The organism is Variovorax sp. 01N425 (assembly GCF_056399465.1).
In genome coordinates this window covers 228471-246040 of record NZ_JBFTRJ010000009.1, presented here as the reverse complement: position 1 = coordinate 246040, position 17570 = coordinate 228471, and the positions used below count along the sequence as shown (strand labels likewise).

The following is a 17570-nucleotide window of genomic DNA, read 5'->3' as shown; positions in this document are numbered from 1 at the left end:
ACCGATCTCGGCCTGCAACAGGTCTTTCGAACGCTTGAGGGGATCGCGGTCCGGATATTTCTCCAACGTCAGCTTGACGTCCACGAAATCCATGGGATGCATGGTGTTCATGAGCGCCATCTCACCGGTCGTGGAGACCACATCTGCTGACCGTGGAGAGGCGAGGCCTCGCTTCCTTTCACTGCAAACAGACGATTTCAAAGAACATGGTGAAAGTCCATATAAGTCAACCGTTTAGATAGAAATCTCAAGGTAAGACACTGTGGTTTCTGACGGCCATTGGCTGGCCGTCTCCTCTCAATGAACCTGCTTTATGAAGCCTGACTTCACAAGGCATGCAATATTCGCCACTGTTTCTTTCTGATGCTTCTTCCTACAGTCGCCTCCAGCGCCGACCGGCGCCCCCACCCCACGAAGAAGAACGGACCCCACCATGAGCGCGCTCAATGTCAACGGCCGCGACCACACGGTCGACGCCGATCCCGGCACCCCCATCCTCTGGGCCCTGCGTGACACGCTGGGCATGACGGGCACCAAGTTCGGCTGCGGCGCGGCGCTGTGCGGCGCCTGCACGGTGCACCTGGACGGCCAAGCCATCCGCTCGTGCATCACGCCCATCTCGGCCGCAGAGGGCAAGAAGATCGTCACCATCGAGGCCGCAACGGACGGCAGCGACCCGGTCGGTGCCGCGGTGCATACCGCGTGGGTCAAGCACGACGTGGCGCAGTGCGGCTACTGCCAGAGCGGCCAGATCATGAGCGCCACGGCGTTCCTCAAGTCGCAGCCCCGGGGCAAGCAGCCCACGGCGGCCGAGATCGATGCCGCCATGGCCGGCAACATCTGCCGCTGCGGCACCTACGCCCGCATCCGCGCCGCGGTGGCCGATGCCGCCAAATCCCTGGCCTGAAGGAGCATCCGCCATGTTGCCCACTCACATCGATTCCACCGAACTGCCGCGCATCCTTCAGCGCCTGATGGCCGAAGCAAGCCAATCACAACCCGAGGACACCACCGCATTGCCGCGCCGCAGCTTCCTCAAGCTGGCTGGCGCCGGCGGCCTCGCGCTCGGCGCCTTTCCCCACATGGCCATGGCGCAGGCCACCGGCAAGCAAGCGGCGGCCAGCACCCTCAAGCCGACGCAGCAGCCTTCGGCTTTCGTGCAGATCGCGCCCAACGGCGAAGTCACCGTGACCCACAACCGCCTCGAATTCGGCCAGGGGGTGCAGACCGGCCTGCCGATGATCCTGGCCGAGGAGCTCGATGCCGACTGGAGCCTGGTGCGCAGCAAGAGCGGCACCAATGACGCCGCCTACCACGACCCGGTCTTCGGCATGCACCTGACCGGCGGCTCCAACTCGATCAAGAACAGCTTCACGCAGTACCGCGAGCTCGGCGCGCGCGCCCGCGCCATGCTGCTGTCGGCCGCGGCGGCGCGCTGGAACGTCGACGTATCCACGCTGCGCACGCAGGCCGGCACCGTGCTGGGCCCGAACGGCCGCAAGCTGGGCTACGGCGAACTGGCCGAGGCCGCCATGGCGCTGCCGGTGCCCGAGAAGGTCAGGCTGAAGGACCCCAAGGACTTCAAGCTCATCGGCCGACCGACCACGCGGCTGGATGCGCGCGCCAAGAGCAGCGGCCGGCAGGACTACGGCATCGACGTCAAGCATGCCGGCCAGCTCACGGCCGTGGTGGCGCATCCGCCGGTGTTCGGCGCGCGCCTGGCTTCGGTGGACGACAGCGCCGCGCGCGCCGTCAAGGGCGTGAAGGCCGTGCTGCGCGTGCCGCTGGACCGTGGCGCCGAGGGCGTGGCCGTGGTGGCCGACGGCTACTGGCCGGCCAAGCTGGGCCGCGACGCGCTCAAGCTGCAGTGGGATACGGCCGCCGTCGAAAAGGTCGACAGCGGCAGGCAACTGGTCCAGTACCGCGAACTGGCCAAACAGCCCGGCGCGCGCAAGTTCGACGCCGACATGGCGCCGCTGGCCAAGGCGCCGCGGCAGCTGGAAGCCGAGTTCGTGTTCCCCTACCTCGCCCATGCGCCGATGGAGCCGCTGAACTGCACTGTCCAGCTGTCGGGCGACAGCGCCGAGCTGTGGGTCGGCACCCAGTGCGCGGGGCTCGACGGTGCCGCGGCGGCGCGCGCGCTCGGCCTCAAGCCCGAGCAGGTGCGCGTGAACGTGCAGATGGCGGGCGGCGGCTTCGGCCGGCGCTTCGTGAGCACCAGCGACGTGATCGTGGAGGCCTGCGAGATCGCCAAGGCCGCGCGCGCCGCCGGGCTCAACGCGCCGGTGCGCCTGCTGTGGAGCCGCGAGGACGACATCAAGGGCGGCTACTACCGCCCCATGCACCTGCACCGCGCGCGCATCGGCTTCGACGAGCGCGGCAAGGTGCTGGCCTGGGACCACGTCATCGTGGGCCAGTCGATCACCGCCGGCTCCGTGTTCGAGCCCTTCCAGGTGAAGAACGGCATCGACGCCACGGCCACCGAGGGCATGCGCGATCCTTACCCGCTGCCGATGCGCCTGACCGTGCACCACCCCAAGGTCAACGTGCCGGTGCTGTGGTGGCGCAGCGTGGGCTCCACCCACACCGCCTTCGTGATGGAGACCCTGCTCGACGAGATCGCGCGCAGCACAAAGCAGGACCCGGTGGCCTACCGCATGCAGCTCTTCGGCGACAAGCACCCGCGCCACCGCGCCGCGCTGCAGCTCGCCGTCGACCGCAGCGGCTATGGCAAGAAGCAGCTGCCCGCCGGCCGCGCCTGGGGCGTGGCGGTGCACGAGTCCTTCGAGTCGGTGGTGGCCTATGTGGTGGAGGCTTCGGTGAAGGACGGCCAGCCGGTGCTGCACCGCGCCACCGCCGGCGTGCACTGCAACCTGGCCGTCAATCCGCGCAGCGTGGAAGCGCAGGTGCAGGGCGCCGCGGTCATGGGCCTGTCGATGTGCCTGCCGGGCGGCGCCATCACGCTGAAGGACGGCGAAGTGCAGCAGGGCAACTTCGGCGACTTCACCGTGCCGCGCATCACCGACATGCCCGAGTTCGCCGTGCACATCGTGCCGAGCGCGGAACCGCCCAAGGGCATCGGCGAGCCGGGCCTGCCGCCGCTGGCGCCGGCTTTTGCGAACGCGATCGCGCAACTGACGGGCAAGCCGCTGCGGCAGCTGCCGTTCGACCTGGCTGACACAAAACCGGCATGAGCCGCACCCCGACGCGCATGCACTGAGCCGGGCGGGCACGGAACGGTGTGCGCCCTAACGGCGCAGCGCCGGCGAAGCTTCGGCCTCCTCGATGTGCCCACCCAAAGCGGCATTCGGGCTCGGCTCCGCAGGCCGCCGAAGCGTTGCTTCCTGGGCCAGCCGCGTGGCGATCGCCTGTTCGACGGCCCGGCGCGGCGCAAGCTGTATGCGGCCGCACTGGGCGCAGCGATAAAGCCGCAGCGAAGGGAACAGGCGCATCCACAGCCGCCGCTGGAGCCGTTTCATGTGGGCAAAGCCGCACGTGCAACTTGAAAACAGGTTGTGCAAGACAAGCTCCAAAGGGTTCACGGCACCGAGCTTGTCTGTCGCTGGAACCTCTCAGCTCCAGGCAGCTACGTTGCGTAATTGTTTGTCTAAATTTCGCGCCATTGTGTTGAGATTGGTAACTGTTAACACTCCCACAAAGTGGTGAGTGGCTGCGCGGACCGTTGGGGTATGCCGATGCCTCCGGCATGGGATGCACGGGGCTCAGGGCGTGCTTTCCGGCCGCGGCACGCCCAGCTTGCGCAGCGTCCGGTGGAAGTTGCTGCGGTCGATGCCGGCCTCGCGCGCCGCATTGGCCACGTGCCCGCGGTGCCGCGCCAGCGCATCGGCGAGCCAGGCGCGCTGGAAGGCCTCGGTGGCTTCGCGCAGCGTGGCGCCGCCACTGGCAACGCCCGCGTGCTGGCCTGCCGGCGCCGGTGCAGGTGGCGCAGGCGACGCTGCCGGACCGCCGGCCGCCGCAGCCTCCAGCGCCAGGTGATGCGGCTCGATCGCCGTCCAGCGCGCGCCGCGGCGCTGCTCCCTGAAGGCGCGCAGCGACGCGCGGCTGATCACATGCTCCAGCTCGCGCACGTTGCCGGGCCAGCCGTGCGCGAGCAGGGCGGCCTTGGCGGCCGGCGACAGCCGCAGGTTGCGCGCGCCCAGGCGATGCTGGTTCTCTTCAAGGAAGCCGCCCGCGAGCGCCACCACGTCGCGCCCGCGCTCGCGCAGCGGCGGCACGACCAGCGGATAGACCGAGAGCCGGTGGTAGAGGTCGGCCCGGAAGCGGCCCTGCGCGATCGCCGCGGGCAGGTCGCGGTTGGTGGCCGCGATCACGCGCACGTCGACCTTCAGCGTGCGGTCGCTGCCGGGCCGCTGCAGCTCGCCGCTCTGCAGCACGCGCAGCAGCTTGGCCTGCACCGTCAGCGGCAGTTCGCCGACCTCGTCGAGAAAGAGCGTGCCGCCATCGGCGATCTCGAACTTGCCGTTGCGGTCCTGCACCGCGCCGGTGAAGGCGCCGCGCTTGTGGCCGAAGAGCTCGCTGTCGGCCAGCGTCTCGGGCAACGCCGCGCAGTTCACCTGCACCAGCGGCTGGTCGCTGCGGCGCGAGCGCGCATGCAGGCGCTGCGCCACCAGGTCCTTGCCCACGCCGGTCTCGCCGAGCAGCAGCACCGTGAGGTCGGACACCGCGACCGTGTCGATCTCGCTGCACAGCTGCTTCATCGCGGGGCTGCTGCCAAGGAGCTCGCGCGTGGCGCCGCGGCCCGAGCGCAGGGCCTGGGCCACGGCCTGCTCGCGCATGGCGCGCGCTTCCATTTCCTGGATCGTGTGGGCAGCCTCGATGCCGGTTTCGACCAGCGCCACCAGCGCGTCGAGCTGTGCCGGGCCCACGGCCTCGAAGGTGCCGGCGTCGAGCGCGTCCAGTGTCAGCAAGCCCCAGGTGGCACCGCGCAGGCGCAGCGGCGCGCCCATGCAGTCGTGCACGGGCAGGATGCCCGGCTGGCCCGCGACGAGGCCGTCGTACGGGTCAGGCAGGCCGCAGTCGTGCGGGAAGCGCAGGCCCCGCCCGCTCTCGAGCAGGCGGGCAAAGCGCGGGTGCGAGGCCACGGGGAACTGCCGCCCCAGGGTTTCGTCGCTCAGGCCGTCCACGGCCAGCGGCCGCAGCACGTCGCCGTCGAGCCGCAGCAGCGCGGCGGCATCGCATCGCACGAGGCCGCGCGCAGCGGCAAGGAGCGAGCGGTAGCGCTGCGCCTCGGTGGCCGCGGCCGCTTCGCCCGTGGTCGAATTGACACTGTTTGTGGTCATAAATACAACATGGATCCTGTTGCGAATTTGACCACGTATCGCAAATCCCCAGCGGCGGCGGGCACTTGCGGGGGGCCAGGAGCTGGCACGGATCGTGAGAAGGAAAAGCATCCCAACTGCCGACCCCGAAAGCCACAGATGACCCCGCAAAACATCGCCATCGTCAAAGCCACCGTTCCCGCGCTCCAGGCGCACGGAGAGGCCATCACCAGCCACTTCTACCGGATCATGTTCGAGAGCCATCCGGAGGTGAAGGCCTTCTTCAACGAGGCGCACCAGGCCGCCGGCAGCCAGGCCCGCGCACTGGCGGGCGCGGTGCTGGCCTATGCCACGCACATCGACCGGCTCGAAGAGATTGCAGGCGCGCTGCCGCGCATCATCCAGAAGCACGCCGCGCTGGGCGTGCTGCCCGAGCACTACCCGATCGTCGGCGGCTGCCTGCTGCAGGCCATCAAGGACGTGCTCGGCGAAGCCGCCACCGACGAGATCATCGCGGCCTGGGGCGAGGCCTACCAATCTTTGGCGGCGCTGCTGATTGCCGCAGAGGAAGAGGTCTACCGCGCCAATGCCGCGCAGACCGGCGGCTGGCGCGGCGAGCGCGAGTTCCGCGTGGCGCGCCGCGAGCAGGAGAGCGACGTCATCACCTCCTTCTACCTGGAGCCGACCGACGGCGGCCCGCTGCTCGCGTTCTCGCCCGGCCAGTACCTCACGCTGGTGCTGAACATCGACGGCGAGCCGCTGCGGCGCAACTATTCGCTGTCCGATGCGCCGGGCAAGCCCTTCTACCGCATCAGCGTCAAGCAGGAAGAGGGCGGCCGCGCCTCCAACTGGCTGCACGAGAAGGCCGGGGTCGGCACCGTCTTGCGTGTGCAGGCGCCTTGCGGCGACTTCGTGCTGCAGCCCGCCGGCGAGCGCGTGCGGCCGCTGGTGCTGGTGACAGGCGGCGTGGGCATCACGCCGGCCATGAGCATGCTCGAGTCGATGGCGCACACCGGCCGGCCGGTGCACTTCATCCACGCCGCGCGGCATGGCGGCGCCCATGCGTTCCGCTCGCGCGTCGATGCGCTGGCCGCCCGGCATGCCAACGTGAAGCCGCTCTACGTCTACGACGCGCCGCGCGAATCCGACCGGCCGCATGCGACCGGCTTCGTCACGCGCGAGCTGCTCGCGCAGCAACTGCCGGCCGACCGCGACGTCGACCTCTACTTCCTCGGCCCCAAGCCCTTCATGAAGGCGGTGTATGCGAGCGGCCTGGCGCTGGGCGTGCCCAAGCAGCAGCTGCGCTACGAATTCTTCGGTCCGCTGGAGGCGCTGGAGGCATGAGGCGGGCTACCCCATCTTGTCGACGCTTCGGCTTCACGGGTATAGGATGAAAGTGCACTCACGAGGAGATCCCAAATGCCCGCCCTGAACGCCCCCGAGAGCAGCAGCAGCCGCGCCGTCGAACGCGCGCTGGACGAAAGCAAGCAGGTGAAGAAAACGGTGGAAGAAGCCGCCGACGAGCTCGCCGTCGTTCACGTGGTGCTGGACAAGGGCGTCTCCGAGGACACGCGCACCGACGACCTCGACCGCGCGATCGAGCAGACCGGCCAGATCGAGAAGAAGCTGTCGAAATCGGTCGATCTGCTCGAGAAGGTCGCCGAAGCGCTGGAGACCGAAAGCAACCGCAAGGCGTCCTGAGCAAGCCCCGGCGCGCGCTTCGGCGGCGCGCTTCCTGGGCACCGTCTCCAAGTCGAGAAGCTTGCCTACAAGGACGAGCAGGGCCGGGCCGTACAAAGACCGCATTGGTGGTTGCGTTCCGATGTCCCAAGAGCCTCCAGACGCCGAAAGCGTATGCATGCCGCTCACTACGATCCTTGTCGAGGACAGCCGGACGATCCGGGACAACCTGATTCCCGCACTCGAAGAGCTGGCCGGCGCCCGTGTGGTGGCCACCGCCGAGACGGCCCAGGCCGCCATCGATGCGCTTGCGCAGCATGGCACCTGGCAACTCGCGGTCATCGATCTCTTCCTCAAGGAAGGTTCCGGCCTCACGGTCATCCGCTCCTGCCAGGGCCGCGCGAGCAACCAGCACGTCATCGTCCTCACCAACTATCCAAGCGCTGAGATGCGCCGCCGCTGCCTGGCGCTCGGCGCCGATGCGGTGTTCGACAAGTCCACCGAGCTCGACGCCTTTTTCGAGCACTGCCTGGGCTACCAGGCCCCCTGAGCCTGCGTGCGGACAGCCGTCCATGAAGAACTCTCCCGCCAGAGGCCTGGGCCGTGCCCGCTGGGTTCCGGGCAACCGGGTCTCGCTGCTGGAGAACGGAGAGGAGTTCTTTCCGCGCGTGTTCGAGGCGGTGCGGCGCGCGCAGCGCGAGGTGCTCATCGAGACCTTCATCCTGTATGAAGACAAGGTCGGCACGCAACTGCATGCCTGCCTGTGCGAGGCGGCCAGGCGCGGCGTCCGGATCGACCTGCTGGTCGACGGCTTCGGTTCACCGGATCTCTCCGAGGCCTTCATCCAAGAGATGGCTGCGGCCGGCGTCCGGCTCCGGGTGTTCGATCCGGGCCACAGCATCCTGGGGCAGCGGCTGAACCTGCTGCGCCGGATGCATCGCAAGATCGTGGTGGTCGACGATGCCTGCGCCTTCGTGGGCGGCATCAACTTCTCCGCCGATCAGCTGCTCGACTTCGGCGCCACGGCAAAGCAGGACTATGCGGTGGAACTGAACGGGCCGATCGTGCAGCTGATCCATCGCTTCGCCGCGCGTGCGGTTGCCGCCGACAAGAAGAAGGCGCAGCAAGGCGCGCGCAGCCATCGGCCCGCGCCGCCGGAGCGCCAGCAGGAAGGCAGCGGCCACGCCACCGGCCATGCGCGCGCCGGCGAAGCCGAAGTGTGCCTGGTCACCCGCGACAACTGGCGCCACACGAACGACATCGAGCGCCACTACCGCGTGGCCATCCGCAGCGCACGGCAGCGCGTGGTCATCGCCAATGCCTACTTCTTTCCCGGCTACCGCCTCATCCAGGACATGCGCAACGCGGCGCGGCGCGGCGTCGACGTGCGCCTCATCCTGCAGGGCGAGCCGGACATCCCGATCGTCAGGATCGGGGCCCGCATGCTGTACCACCACCTGCTGCTGGCGGGCGTGAGCATCTTCGAATACTGCGAACGGCCGATGCATGCCAAGGTGGCGCTCACCGACGACTGCTGGAGCACCGTGGGCTCGAGCAACCTGGACCCGCTGAGCCTGGCGCTCAATCTCGAGGCCAACGTGGTCGTGCACGACCCGGCGTTCAATCGCGCGCTGTCCGAGCGGCTCGAGCACATGAACCGCAACTGCAAGCGGATCGGGGCCGCGGACCTGGACAAGTGGAGCAGCTGGCGGCTGGTGCGCAGCTTCGTCGTCTTTCACCTGCTGCGGTGGTATCCCTCATGGATCGCATGGCTGCCGCGCCATGCGCCCCGCGTGACCCCGCTGGGCCGCTGAGCGCTGCGTTCACTGATGCCCGGCCTGAGCCACCCACACCGTCTTGATGTTCACGAACTCCTTGATGCCGTAGCCCGACAGCTCGCGGCCGTAGCCGCTGTCCTTCACGCCGCCGAAGGGCAGCCGCGGATCGGAGCGGACGGCCTCGTTGACGAACACGCAGCCCGCCTCGATCGACTCGGCCGCGATGCGCTCGGCGCGGGCCAGGTCGCGCGTGATGACGGCGGCGCCCAGGCCGAACGACGAGTCGTTGGCGACGGCGATGGCCTCTTCCTCGCCCCGCACCGGAATGACCGCGGCCACGGGGCCGAACAGCTCTTCGTCGTATGCGGGCATTCCCTTGGCGACGTCGGTCAGCACGGTCGGCGGGTAGTAGGCGCCCGGGCCTTCGGGAACCTGCCCGCCGAGCAGGCAGCGCGCGCCGCGCTGCACGCTCTGCGCGACCTGCCGGTGCAGCGCGTCGCGCAGGTCGTGCCGGGCGAGCGGGCCGATTTCCGTCGCCATGTCCAGCGGATCGCCTTGCCGCGCCGCCTTCATCTTCTGCACGAAGCGCTGCTCGAATTCGCGCCGCACCGGCTCGACGACGATGAAGCGCTTGGCGGCGATGCAGCTCTGGCCGCCGTTGACCAGCCGGCCCTTGGTGCACACGCTGGCGGCCAGGTCGAGGTCGGCGTCCTCCAGCACCAGGTAGGGATCGCTGCCGCCGAGTTCGAGCACCGTCTTCTTCAGCATCTCGCCGGCCTTGCGCGCCACCGCGCTTCCGGCCGGGCCGCTGCCGGTCAGCGTGACCGCGCGCACCAGCGGATGCCCGATGGCCGCATCGACCTGCGCATTGCCGATCAGCAGCGTGCGGAACAGGTGCTCGGGCATGCCGGCCTCGCGCAGGATCTGCTCGATCGCGAGCGCGCAGCCCGGCACGTTCGACGCATGCTTGAGGACCGCCGCATTGCCGGCCATCAGCGCAGGCGCGGCGAACCGGAACACCTGCCAGAACGGGAAGTTCCAGGGCATCACGGCCAGCACCACGCCCAGTGGATTGAAGGTGACGAAACTCGTGCGCGCCTCGGTATCGGCCGGCTCGCGCGCCAGCAGCCGCGCCGCGTTGTCGGCGAAGAATTCGCAGCACGCCGCGCACTTCTGCGCCTCGGCAATGCCGTCGCGCAGCGGCTTGCCCATTTCGTGCGCCATCAGCCGGCCCCAGGTGTCGGACTTCGCGCGCAGGATCTTCGCCGCCTCGCGCAGGTGCTGCGCGCGCTGCTCGAACGAGGTGCCGCGCCAGGCCAGGAAGGCCTCGTGCGTCTTGCCGATGATGTCGTCGACCGCGGCACGCGGCATTTCCGCATGGGCCTCGAGCTTCTCGCCGGTCGCGGGGTTGATGGATTCGATGGTCATCTTGCTGCCTGTCCTCACTTGGCGGCCTTGTGCGCGGCCCGCGTGCGCGCTGCCTTGCGGGCGGCATGCGAACGCTCGGCGGGACTCTTGGTACGCGCCGCCTTGCGCGCCGCTGCCGAGCGCTCTGCCGCGGTGCGCTCCTTGGACGCCGCCTTGGCATGCCGGGCCAGCGCCGGCCTGGACGCCGCGGCCTGGCTTTCGTGCTGCAGGGCGCCGATGGTCGCGCGCGAGCGCTTGCGCGACACCTTGGCAGCCGGCTTGTCGCCGGCCTCCAGCGCCTGCTGTGCGCTGCGCCGCGTCTTCTCGGAGACCGTGCCCTTCTTGGGCACGGGCAGGTCGACGCCCGCGCGGCGCGCCTTCGACAAGCCGATTGCAATGGCCTGCTCGGGCGAACGCGCCCCGTGGCGGCCTTCGCGGATGTGCTCGATTTCCTCGCGCACGAACTCGCCGGCCTGCGTGGTCGGCGCCTTGCCTTCGCGCTTGTCGCGCTCGGCGCGTTCGATGGTTTTCTTCTCGGGCATGGTGGATCTCCCGCAGTTGAAATTTCACTCTAGGCCGCTGGCGCGCCGCGGGTGTAGGGCGCCGCGACCTCGTCGATGTAGGCCTTCGACGATGCAGGCGATCACGCGCGTGGGGCGCCGAGTCCTACAGAGGGGAGGCGGCAATTTTTCGCAAAGTGTTCACGAGGCCCCGGCGCCGGCCGCCTCGGCCGGACCCGCCGCGTGGCCTTTCAACCGAAGAGGAGATTTCTCATGCACACGATCAAGGATGTGATGAGCCGGGACGTGCAAGTCATCAGTCCCGATGCGAGCATTGCAGAGGCCGCGCGGCAGATGCGCGACGGCGACTTCGGCATGATGCCGGTCGGCGCGAACGACCGGATGATCGGCTCCATCTCGGACCGCGACATTGCCGTGCGCGCGGTGGCCGAAGGCCGCGGCGCCGACACCAAGGTGCGCGAGGTGATGTCCGACCGGATCCGCTGGGCCTATGAGGACGAACCGGTCGAACGCGCTGTCGCGATCATGGGCGAGTACCAGATCCGCCGGCTGCCGATCGTCAGCCGCGACAAGCGCCTGGTGGGCATCGTGGCGCTGGGCGACCTTGCAGTCAGGGAAACCGAGTCCGAACCCGCGGCCGAAGCGCTGTGCGAGATCTCGGAGCCCGCCTGAGCACTGGCGCCCGCGCCGAGGTTGGCGATTTCCTACAGCGCTTCCGCATCCCTCTGACAGAAGTGGGCGATGCGGCGGCGCAGTCTGGAGTTGGATGTGGTGCGCCCCTCCGGGGCTCCGACGGTGCTCATGTGGAATCGAGCGAGCACGACGAGAACGGGGCCGGACAGGCCGGCGCAAACGCCAATGAGCGTGGCTCGTGGGCAAGGCGCATGGCATGAAAGGCGCACCACGTCCCCCTTTGAAGCGCAGCGGCCGGCCGCTGCCTTTCTTTCTCTTTCTCTCTCTTGCAAACACGGCCGAAAGGATTTCCCCAATGAGCAAGACCCAACTCGATGGCGCCAAGGTCGCCATTCTCGTGGCCGACGGCTTCGAGCAAGCCGAGATGACGGAGCCGCGCAAGGCGCTCGATGCGGCCGGCGCCGCCACCAAGATCGTCTCGCCGAAGGACAACACCGTGCGCGGCTGGAAGCACCACAAGCCAGCCGATGAATTCAACGTCGACATACCGCTGCCGCAGGCCGCCGCGCACGAGTTCGATGCGCTCGTGCTGCCCGGCGGAGTCATGAACCCCGATGTGCTGCGCATCAACGAGGAGGCCATCGCCTTCGTGCGCGATTTCTTCAAGGCCGGCAAGCCGGTGGCCGCGATCTGCCACGGACCGTGGACGCTGATCGAGGCCGACGCGGTGCGCGGCCGCACGATGACCTCGTGGCCCTCGCTGCGCAGCGACCTCACGAATGCCGGCGCCAAGTGGGTGGACCGCGAAGTGGTGGTCGACGGCAACCTCATCACCAGCCGCAAGCCGCAGGACCTGCCGGCCTTCGACCGCGAGATGGTCCGGCTGTTCGCGGATGCGCGGGCCCACGCCTGAGACGGCTCAATGCAGCGGGCGCCCGGCGGGCTCGGTGCGGCCCTGCAACTCGGAGATTCCCTCGGCCGTGTCGTGGCAGCTGAGTTCGTTGGTCACCGCCTGCACGCCCCGCATCTGCTTCAGCTCGTAGAGCAGGTCGTCCAGCTCCCGGGTCAGGATGTGGCCCCGCAGGTGGACGCTGCCCCGGTCGACTTCCACCTCGATCGACCTCGGATGGCTCACGACCCGTCCGAGCCGTGCGCGGATGCGCTCGTGCAGTTGGGAGTCGGTCTCGGGTTCGCCGCCTCCGGTGCGATCGAGCCGGCCGGTGGCCATGTATCCCTTCAGGTGGTCCGCCGCTCTCTTGCCTGCGGATTCGGCCATGTCCGCGGCCTCATGCCCGGCCGCAATGGCCTTGTCGCGCGCGAGCGCCCGGCGCCGCGGGCCGCTCTGGTGATCGAGGTAGTACATGGCCACAGTGCCTGCAGCCACGCCGGCTGCGAAGGAAACGAAATCGCGCATGGTGGTGCTCCTGTTCCTAGTGTGTGGATGGACGACTTTTCACTACTTTGCGCGGGCCGCAAGGGCCGTCTGTCGGACATCGTCGATGGATGGCAGCCGCGGCAACTGTCGTTGCGGCGCGCCCGAATTCCTTCGCACGCGGCAGGGGTTTGCCAACGGCCGAACATAGGCTTGGAGCGTCGCCGTGCCTGCGCGGAGGCGACGTGTTTCGCCACCACACTTGACGGGAGATCATCATCATGAATGCCCTGACCCGCATGGAACGAATAGCGGCTTCACGCTCGGCAGCGAGGTGGACGACAAGACCGCCGTCGCCAGGCTGGAGGACGGCGTGCTGAAGATCGAGCAGGCCTTCGCATGACCATTCAATGGGACGAGCTCCGCACTGCATACGATGCCTGGCGCGCGGAGCGCGACAAGTTCGACCGCTGGATGACGGCCATTGCCGCCGGCGAGCCGTACGACAAGGCCGAACTGCAACGAGACATCGAAGAGCTCGACGCGAGGCACCAGGTCTTCCTGGAGAAGGCCAGGCCGTTCGTGCAGTCGGCCGCCTAGCTCGACGGGCTTGCCATGGGCACGAGGATCGTTCAGTTCCTGGCCATTGCGATCGGCGCTCTCGCGCTGATTCCCTCGGGCGCCCACCTGGCGGCGCTCCCGAACAAGATCGGCCTCGGCCAGCCGGAGTATTTTCTGGTGCAGGGCATCTACCGCGGCTGGGCCGTGCTCGGCTCGCTGTGGGTGGCGGCGCTGGTGGTGAACATCGCCCTTGCGGTCGTCGTCCGCTCGCAGCCCCTGCCGTTCTGGCTCGCGCTCGGTGCCGCGGCCTGCATCGCGGCAATGTTCGCGATCTTCGTGGCATGGACCTTGCCGGGCAACCAGGCCACGCACAACTGGACCAGCGTCCCGGCCAACTGGGAGATCCTGCGGCGCCACTGGGAGTACTCGCATGCGGTGAACGCGGCCATCGTGTTCCTCGCGCTCTGCCTGGTCACGGCGTCGGCGTTGTCCTGGCGGCGGGCGTGACTGCCGCGGCATCCGTGGGCAGCATCGAGCCCACGGCGCGCCACACCATGTGCTCGGCCAGCGTGTCGTACAGCGGCCGGCTGATCATGCGCGAGACCAGGCTGGACAGCATGGCAGCCGCCATCAGGCTCAGCACCATCGAATGGCCATCGACCATTTCCATCACGATGATGAAGGCGGTGAGCGGCGCCTGCGTGACCGCAGCCAGGAAGCCGGCCATGCCCATCGCGATCAGCGCAGGGCCGAGATCGCGGCTGGCCAGCGCGGCCACCGCGTCGCCGATGCCCGCGCCGATGGACAGCGAAGGCGCGAAGATGCCGCCCGGCACGCCGCTCCAGGCCGTGAGCCAGGTGGCGACGAACTTGAGCACGGTGTTGAGCGGCGTGAGTTCGTCATGCCCCTGCAGCATCTGCTTCACGGCCTCCGACCCGGCGCCGAAGGTGACACCGCCGGTGACGAGCCCGATGATGGCCACGGCCAGGCCGCAGGCAGCCGCGAAGCGCACCGGAAAGCGCGCGCGCCAGCGGTTGAGGCGCCCCGGCGCGCCCGTGAGCGAGGCGATCAGCAGGCGCGCGAACAGGCCGCCCGCCGCGCCGCTGAGCAAGGTGACCAAGAGGCCCGGCCCGAGCGCATCCCACCCGAGCCGCGGCACGCGGATCACGCCGAAATAGCTGCTGTTGCCGAACACCGAGACGGCCACCAGGCCCGCCAGCACGATGGCGGTGATGATCAGGCCGCTGGAACGCGCCTCCAGGCGGCCCGAGAGCTCCTCGATCGCGAACACCACGCCCGCGAGCGGCGCATTGAAGGCGGCCGCGATGCCCGCCGCGCCGCCGGCCACCAGCAGCGCGCGCCCGTCGATGGTGGTGCGCGGCGACAGCCAGCGCCGCGCATGCTGCATCACCCCGGCCGCCACCTGCACCGAAGGCCCTTCGCGCCCGATCGAAAGCCCCGCCGCGAAGCCCGCCGCGCCGAGCCCGATCTTGGCGACCGTGAGGCGCAGCGATGCGAAGCTGAAGCGCCGTTCCTCCGGCAGCGTGGCGTGCAGCGCCGCCTTGATCTGCGGAATGCCCGAGCCTCCAGCGCCCGGGAAGAAGCGCAGCGTGAACCACGCGATGGCGGCGGTGAGCAGCGGCGTGGTCAGCAGCACGGCCCAGGGCCACGCGCGGTGGAAGCGCTGGAACGCGCCGAACACCCAATCGCTCGCAAGCGTGAAGCCCACCACGAAGAGCCCGGCCGCAATCGCATAGCCCAGCACGATGGCGCGGTCGAGCCAGGTGCGGCCGCTCGAGAGTTCGGCCCGCAGATGTTCGAGGAAGTCTGGCTCGCGGTTCATGGGTGCGGGCCAGTTTACGCAACCTTCGTGCCGCCTCAGGCCGCCGGCTGCTCCAGCAGTTGCTCGCCGCGCGCCGGGTAGTCGTTCTTGATGACGAAGTCCAGCGCCTGCACCATCTCGGCGAAGTTGGGCCGCACGAAGGGCATCGATTGCACGGACAGGTAGTAGACCGTGTTGTCGGGCCTGATGAGGAACAGGCCGGGCTCGGAAAACAGCGCCGGCTCGTCGATGCCGATGGAGGTCTTGCCCCGGCTCGCCGAGATGTACAGGCCCCACTTCCCGGCGTCCGCGAGCGACAGGCCATGGCCGATGCGCAGCTTGGCCGCGCCGATCTTGTCGGCCATGGCGCGGGCACGCGCCTCATCGTCGGAACTGATCGCGATGGTGGCCACGCCGCGCTCAGCGAAGGCCGGCGTCAGCCGCTCGAGTTCCTTCAGGTAGCTGGCGCAGATCGGGCAATGCAGCCCACGGTAGAAGCACACCAGCGTCATGCGCTCGGGCTTTTCGTCGATCAGCCGGAAGCGGCCGGCGCCGAGGGTGTCGACGCTCAGGTCCGGGGCTTGTTGGCGTGGAATCAGCATGGGGGTTGCTCCTTGAATAAAGCGGAGGGTTGCAAACAAGGCCCAAAGATCTCATGCTCGGCGCCATGAAACGTCCGACTTTCATGACTCAAAGTCCGAATCCACCCAAGATGGACCGGCTCGCCGCCTTCGTCGAGGTGTTCAAGCTGCGCGTGGCGGTGCTTGCACCGGGCGAGCCCGGCACGCCGGCCCTGCTGCTCGCGGGCCCGGAAGACGGCAGCGCAGGCCGGGTGGTCTTCCGGCCCGGCGGCTTTTCCGAACTGCCGCCCGATGCGCGCATCGCGGCCAGCGTCGATTTCGACAACGAGGCCAATCCGCTGATGAGCGCGATGCCCGAGGAGGTCTCGGTGCCGCTGGACGGCTCGCCGTCGCTGCAGGCCACCGCCGCAGCCTTCATGGCGGAAGCGGCGGGGAGCCGCTGCGGCCGCAGCGCGGCGCTGAACCGGCTCGCCGAGGTGCTGGTGCTGATGGCGCTCCGGAGCGCGATCGATGCGGGCACGCAGAAGCCGGGCCTGTTCGCCGCGCTCGCGCATCCTTCGCTGCACCGGGCCGTGGTGTCGATCCACGACATGCCGTCGCGGCAGTGGACCGTCGACGACCTGGCGAGCCGGTCGGCCATGTCCAGGAGCACCTTCATGTCGACCTTCCGCACGATCGTCGGCACCACGCCCATGGCCTACCTTGGCGCATGGCGCCTGACGCTGGCGCGCCGCTATCTGATGGCCGGCGACCCGGTCAAGCTCGCGGCCCGCCGCACCGGGTTCGGCAGCGCCGAGGCTTTCTCCAGAGCCTTTTCAAAAGCGTACGGCCACGCACCCGCGGCCCTGAAACCGGCGCGGGTCGGCCAGCCGAAGATGTGGTGAGGCGAACGCGCCCGTTGCCGCGATGCCGTCAGCGGCGCTGCGCACGCACGGCGTCGACCACCGACAGCACGGCGTCCACCACCGCCTGCGGCTCGTCGAACTGGATGTCGTGCCCGGCGCCCGCCACCAGCAGCTGCCTGCCGCGCGAGGACCACGCCGCCATTTCCCCGTGCATGTGCTGCCAGATGGCCTGGACCTGCCGGCCCTGCTCGGGCGTGAGCTTCATTCCGCGCAGTTCCGCGGCGGTGTATGGCGCCATTGCGGTCAGCACCACCAGCGGACGATCGCCCAGGTGCTGGAAGTCCATGGCTTCGGCCAGCGAGGCGTCGACCGCATCGCTTTCGGCGAGCTGCGTGCGCAGCGACTTGGGCGCGAAGGCGCGGACCGCCTGCATGTCCTGTGCGCTGTGGTGCGGGCTCTCCGGCAGCAGCACCGGCGCGGCCGCGCGCAGCACGCCGAACGGTGCCAGCGCAATGCCGATGCGCGAGCGCATCGAGCGCGATTCGGTCATGAAATGCGCCACGCGCTCGACCTGCTCCGGATGCGACGGATCGACCAGCACCAGCCCCGCGACCTCGGCGCCGAAGCGATGCGTGAAGCCCAGCGCGTAGAGCCCGCCCAGCGATTGGCCGGCCAGCACGAAGGGGCCGCGTTCGCCCGACTTGGCCAGCACGGCATGCAGGTCGTGCACCGCCTGCGCTGCGCCCGGCGGCGTGTTCGAAGGATCGCTCCACATCAGCCCCGCACGGCTGTAGGCGCATGTGCGCGTGTGCGCCGCGACCTTCGGCTGCACGGCCGACCAGCTCAGCGATCCGTCCACGCTCAGGCCCGCTTCGAACACCACGGTGGGCGAGCCGGTGCCGCGGCAGTCGAGCTGGATGCGGCGTCCGGCGCCGACGTCGACCATCTTCCCGGGCGCCGGGAAGTCTCGTACCGCGCGGTAACGACCGATCTGCTCGTAGGCAATGCCGGCCAGAGCCGCCAGCACGGCGAGCGCCGCAACCGCGGCAAGGCCGGCGCGCAGCGTGCTGTGTCTTGAAGTTCTCACTGTG

Annotated in this window: 20 protein-coding genes and 1 pseudogene; 12 read left to right on the top strand and 9 right to left on the bottom strand. The window is 69.1% G+C overall.

The window, feature by feature from the left end; all coding sequences use genetic code 11:
* Positions 1-18: 18 nt before the first annotated feature.
* A pseudogene (locus AC1DSC_RS18315) lies at positions 19-201 on the bottom strand (hypothetical protein); the annotation flags it as partial.
* Positions 202-433: 232 nt separating this feature from the next.
* Here AC1DSC_RS18315 and AC1DSC_RS18310 point away from each other — a divergent pair.
* Positions 434-907: a (2Fe-2S)-binding protein gene (locus tag AC1DSC_RS18310; protein ID WP_062365312.1), complete on the top strand. Its 474-nt coding sequence runs from the start codon at positions 434-436 to the stop codon at positions 905-907.
* A gap of 13 nt (positions 908-920) precedes the next feature.
* Positions 921-3194, top strand: a complete 2274-nt coding sequence (locus AC1DSC_RS18305; RefSeq protein ID WP_369664615.1) for a xanthine dehydrogenase family protein molybdopterin-binding subunit — start codon at positions 921-923, stop codon at positions 3192-3194.
* Between the two features lie 54 nt (positions 3195-3248).
* Here AC1DSC_RS18305 and AC1DSC_RS18300 read toward each other — a convergent pair whose 3' ends face one another.
* Both AC1DSC_RS18300 and norR read right to left on the bottom strand, forming a co-directional pair.
* Positions 3249-3479: a hypothetical protein gene (locus AC1DSC_RS18300; protein WP_478131842.1), complete on the bottom strand. Its 231-nt coding sequence runs from the start codon at positions 3477-3479 to the stop codon at positions 3249-3251.
* Between the two features lie 243 nt (positions 3480-3722).
* The gene (norR, locus tag AC1DSC_RS18295) at positions 3723-5300 is read right to left on the bottom strand and encodes a nitric oxide reductase transcriptional regulator NorR (protein WP_369664614.1); all 1578 of its coding nucleotides are present in this window, start codon (positions 5298-5300) and stop codon (positions 3723-3725) included.
* A 138-nt stretch (positions 5301-5438) separates the two neighbouring features.
* On the opposite strand from norR, the gene hmpA reads away from it, so the two are divergent.
* The 4 genes from hmpA (at position 5439) to clsB (ending at position 8773) form a co-directional block, all read left to right on the top strand.
* Complete coding sequence (gene hmpA, locus AC1DSC_RS18290; RefSeq protein WP_369664613.1) at positions 5439-6623, top strand: NO-inducible flavohemoprotein; 1185 nt, start codon at positions 5439-5441, stop codon at positions 6621-6623.
* Positions 6624-6698: 75 nt separating this feature from the next.
* On the top strand, positions 6699-6980 hold the full coding sequence (locus tag AC1DSC_RS18285) for a hypothetical protein (RefSeq protein WP_018906986.1): 282 nt from the start codon (positions 6699-6701) through the stop codon (positions 6978-6980).
* A 157-nt stretch (positions 6981-7137) separates the two neighbouring features.
* Positions 7138-7509: a response regulator gene (locus tag AC1DSC_RS18280; protein ID WP_369664612.1), complete on the top strand. Its 372-nt coding sequence runs from the start codon at positions 7138-7140 to the stop codon at positions 7507-7509.
* A 22-nt stretch (positions 7510-7531) separates the two neighbouring features.
* Positions 7532-8773, top strand: a complete 1242-nt coding sequence (gene clsB / locus AC1DSC_RS18275) for a cardiolipin synthase ClsB (RefSeq protein ID WP_418148292.1) — start codon at positions 7532-7534, stop codon at positions 8771-8773.
* Positions 8774-8782: 9 nt separating this feature from the next.
* On the opposite strand, the gene AC1DSC_RS18270 is transcribed toward clsB, so the two are convergent.
* Together AC1DSC_RS18270 and AC1DSC_RS18265 are read right to left on the bottom strand one after the other, a co-directional pair.
* Positions 8783-10165 (bottom strand): NAD-dependent succinate-semialdehyde dehydrogenase, encoded by a 1383-nt coding sequence (locus AC1DSC_RS18270; RefSeq protein WP_369664610.1) that lies wholly within the window; start codon positions 10163-10165, stop codon positions 8783-8785.
* 14 nt (positions 10166-10179) lie between these two features.
* Positions 10180-10686 carry a transcription elongation factor gene (locus AC1DSC_RS18265; RefSeq protein ID WP_369664609.1) on the bottom strand — a complete coding sequence of 169 codons (507 nt, stop codon included), beginning with the start codon at positions 10684-10686 and terminating at the stop codon, positions 10180-10182.
* A gap of 231 nt (positions 10687-10917) precedes the next feature.
* Between AC1DSC_RS18265 and AC1DSC_RS18260 the strand changes: the two genes are divergently transcribed.
* Entirely contained in the window at positions 10918-11337 is a 420-nt protein-coding gene (locus tag AC1DSC_RS18260; RefSeq protein ID WP_015866352.1) for a CBS domain-containing protein, read from the top strand.
* 316 nt (positions 11338-11653) lie between these two features.
* Complete coding sequence (locus AC1DSC_RS18255; RefSeq protein ID WP_018906990.1) at positions 11654-12211, top strand: type 1 glutamine amidotransferase domain-containing protein; 558 nt, start codon at positions 11654-11656, stop codon at positions 12209-12211.
* A 6-nt stretch (positions 12212-12217) separates the two neighbouring features.
* On the opposite strand, the gene AC1DSC_RS18250 is transcribed toward AC1DSC_RS18255, so the two are convergent.
* Entirely contained in the window at positions 12218-12712 is a 495-nt protein-coding gene (locus AC1DSC_RS18250; RefSeq protein WP_018906991.1) for a BON domain-containing protein, read from the bottom strand.
* Positions 12713-12932: 220 nt separating this feature from the next.
* On the opposite strand from AC1DSC_RS18250, the gene AC1DSC_RS18245 reads away from it, so the two are divergent.
* Genes AC1DSC_RS18245 through AC1DSC_RS18235 form a run of 3 tightly spaced genes read left to right on the top strand, consistent with a single transcriptional unit; the run spans position 12933 to position 13738 of the window.
* Positions 12933-13073 carry an Hsp20/alpha crystallin family protein gene (locus AC1DSC_RS18245; protein WP_018904114.1) on the top strand — a complete coding sequence of 47 codons (141 nt, stop codon included), beginning with the start codon at positions 12933-12935 and terminating at the stop codon, positions 13071-13073.
* Complete coding sequence (locus AC1DSC_RS18240; protein WP_018904115.1) at positions 13070-13270, top strand: hypothetical protein; 201 nt, start codon at positions 13070-13072, stop codon at positions 13268-13270. Before AC1DSC_RS18245 ends, AC1DSC_RS18240 begins: the two co-directional genes overlap by 4 nt.
* Positions 13271-13285: 15 nt before the next feature.
* Complete coding sequence (locus AC1DSC_RS18235) at positions 13286-13738, top strand: DUF1772 domain-containing protein (protein ID WP_369664608.1); 453 nt, start codon at positions 13286-13288, stop codon at positions 13736-13738.
* Here AC1DSC_RS18235 and AC1DSC_RS18230 read toward each other — a convergent pair.
* Complete coding sequence (locus tag AC1DSC_RS18230; RefSeq protein ID WP_369664607.1) at positions 13704-15074, bottom strand: chloride channel protein; 1371 nt, start codon at positions 15072-15074, stop codon at positions 13704-13706. The two genes, AC1DSC_RS18235 and AC1DSC_RS18230, sit on opposite strands and share 35 nt — an antisense overlap.
* 35 nt (positions 15075-15109) lie before the next feature.
* A complete protein-coding gene (locus tag AC1DSC_RS18225; protein WP_015866358.1) occupies positions 15110-15655 on the bottom strand; it encodes a peroxiredoxin-like family protein in 546 nt (181 codons plus the stop codon).
* Between the two features lie 83 nt (positions 15656-15738).
* Between AC1DSC_RS18225 and AC1DSC_RS18220 the strand changes: the two genes are divergently transcribed.
* On the top strand, positions 15739-16518 hold the full coding sequence (locus AC1DSC_RS18220; RefSeq protein WP_369664606.1) for an AraC family transcriptional regulator: 780 nt from the start codon (positions 15739-15741) through the stop codon (positions 16516-16518).
* A 28-nt stretch (positions 16519-16546) separates the two neighbouring features.
* Here the strand turns inward: AC1DSC_RS18220 and AC1DSC_RS18215 are convergent, their stop codons facing one another.
* Positions 16547-17566, bottom strand: coding sequence for an alpha/beta fold hydrolase (locus AC1DSC_RS18215; RefSeq protein ID WP_369664605.1), 1020 nt, complete (start codon positions 17564-17566; stop codon positions 16547-16549).
* Positions 17567-17570 lie beyond the last annotated feature (4 nt).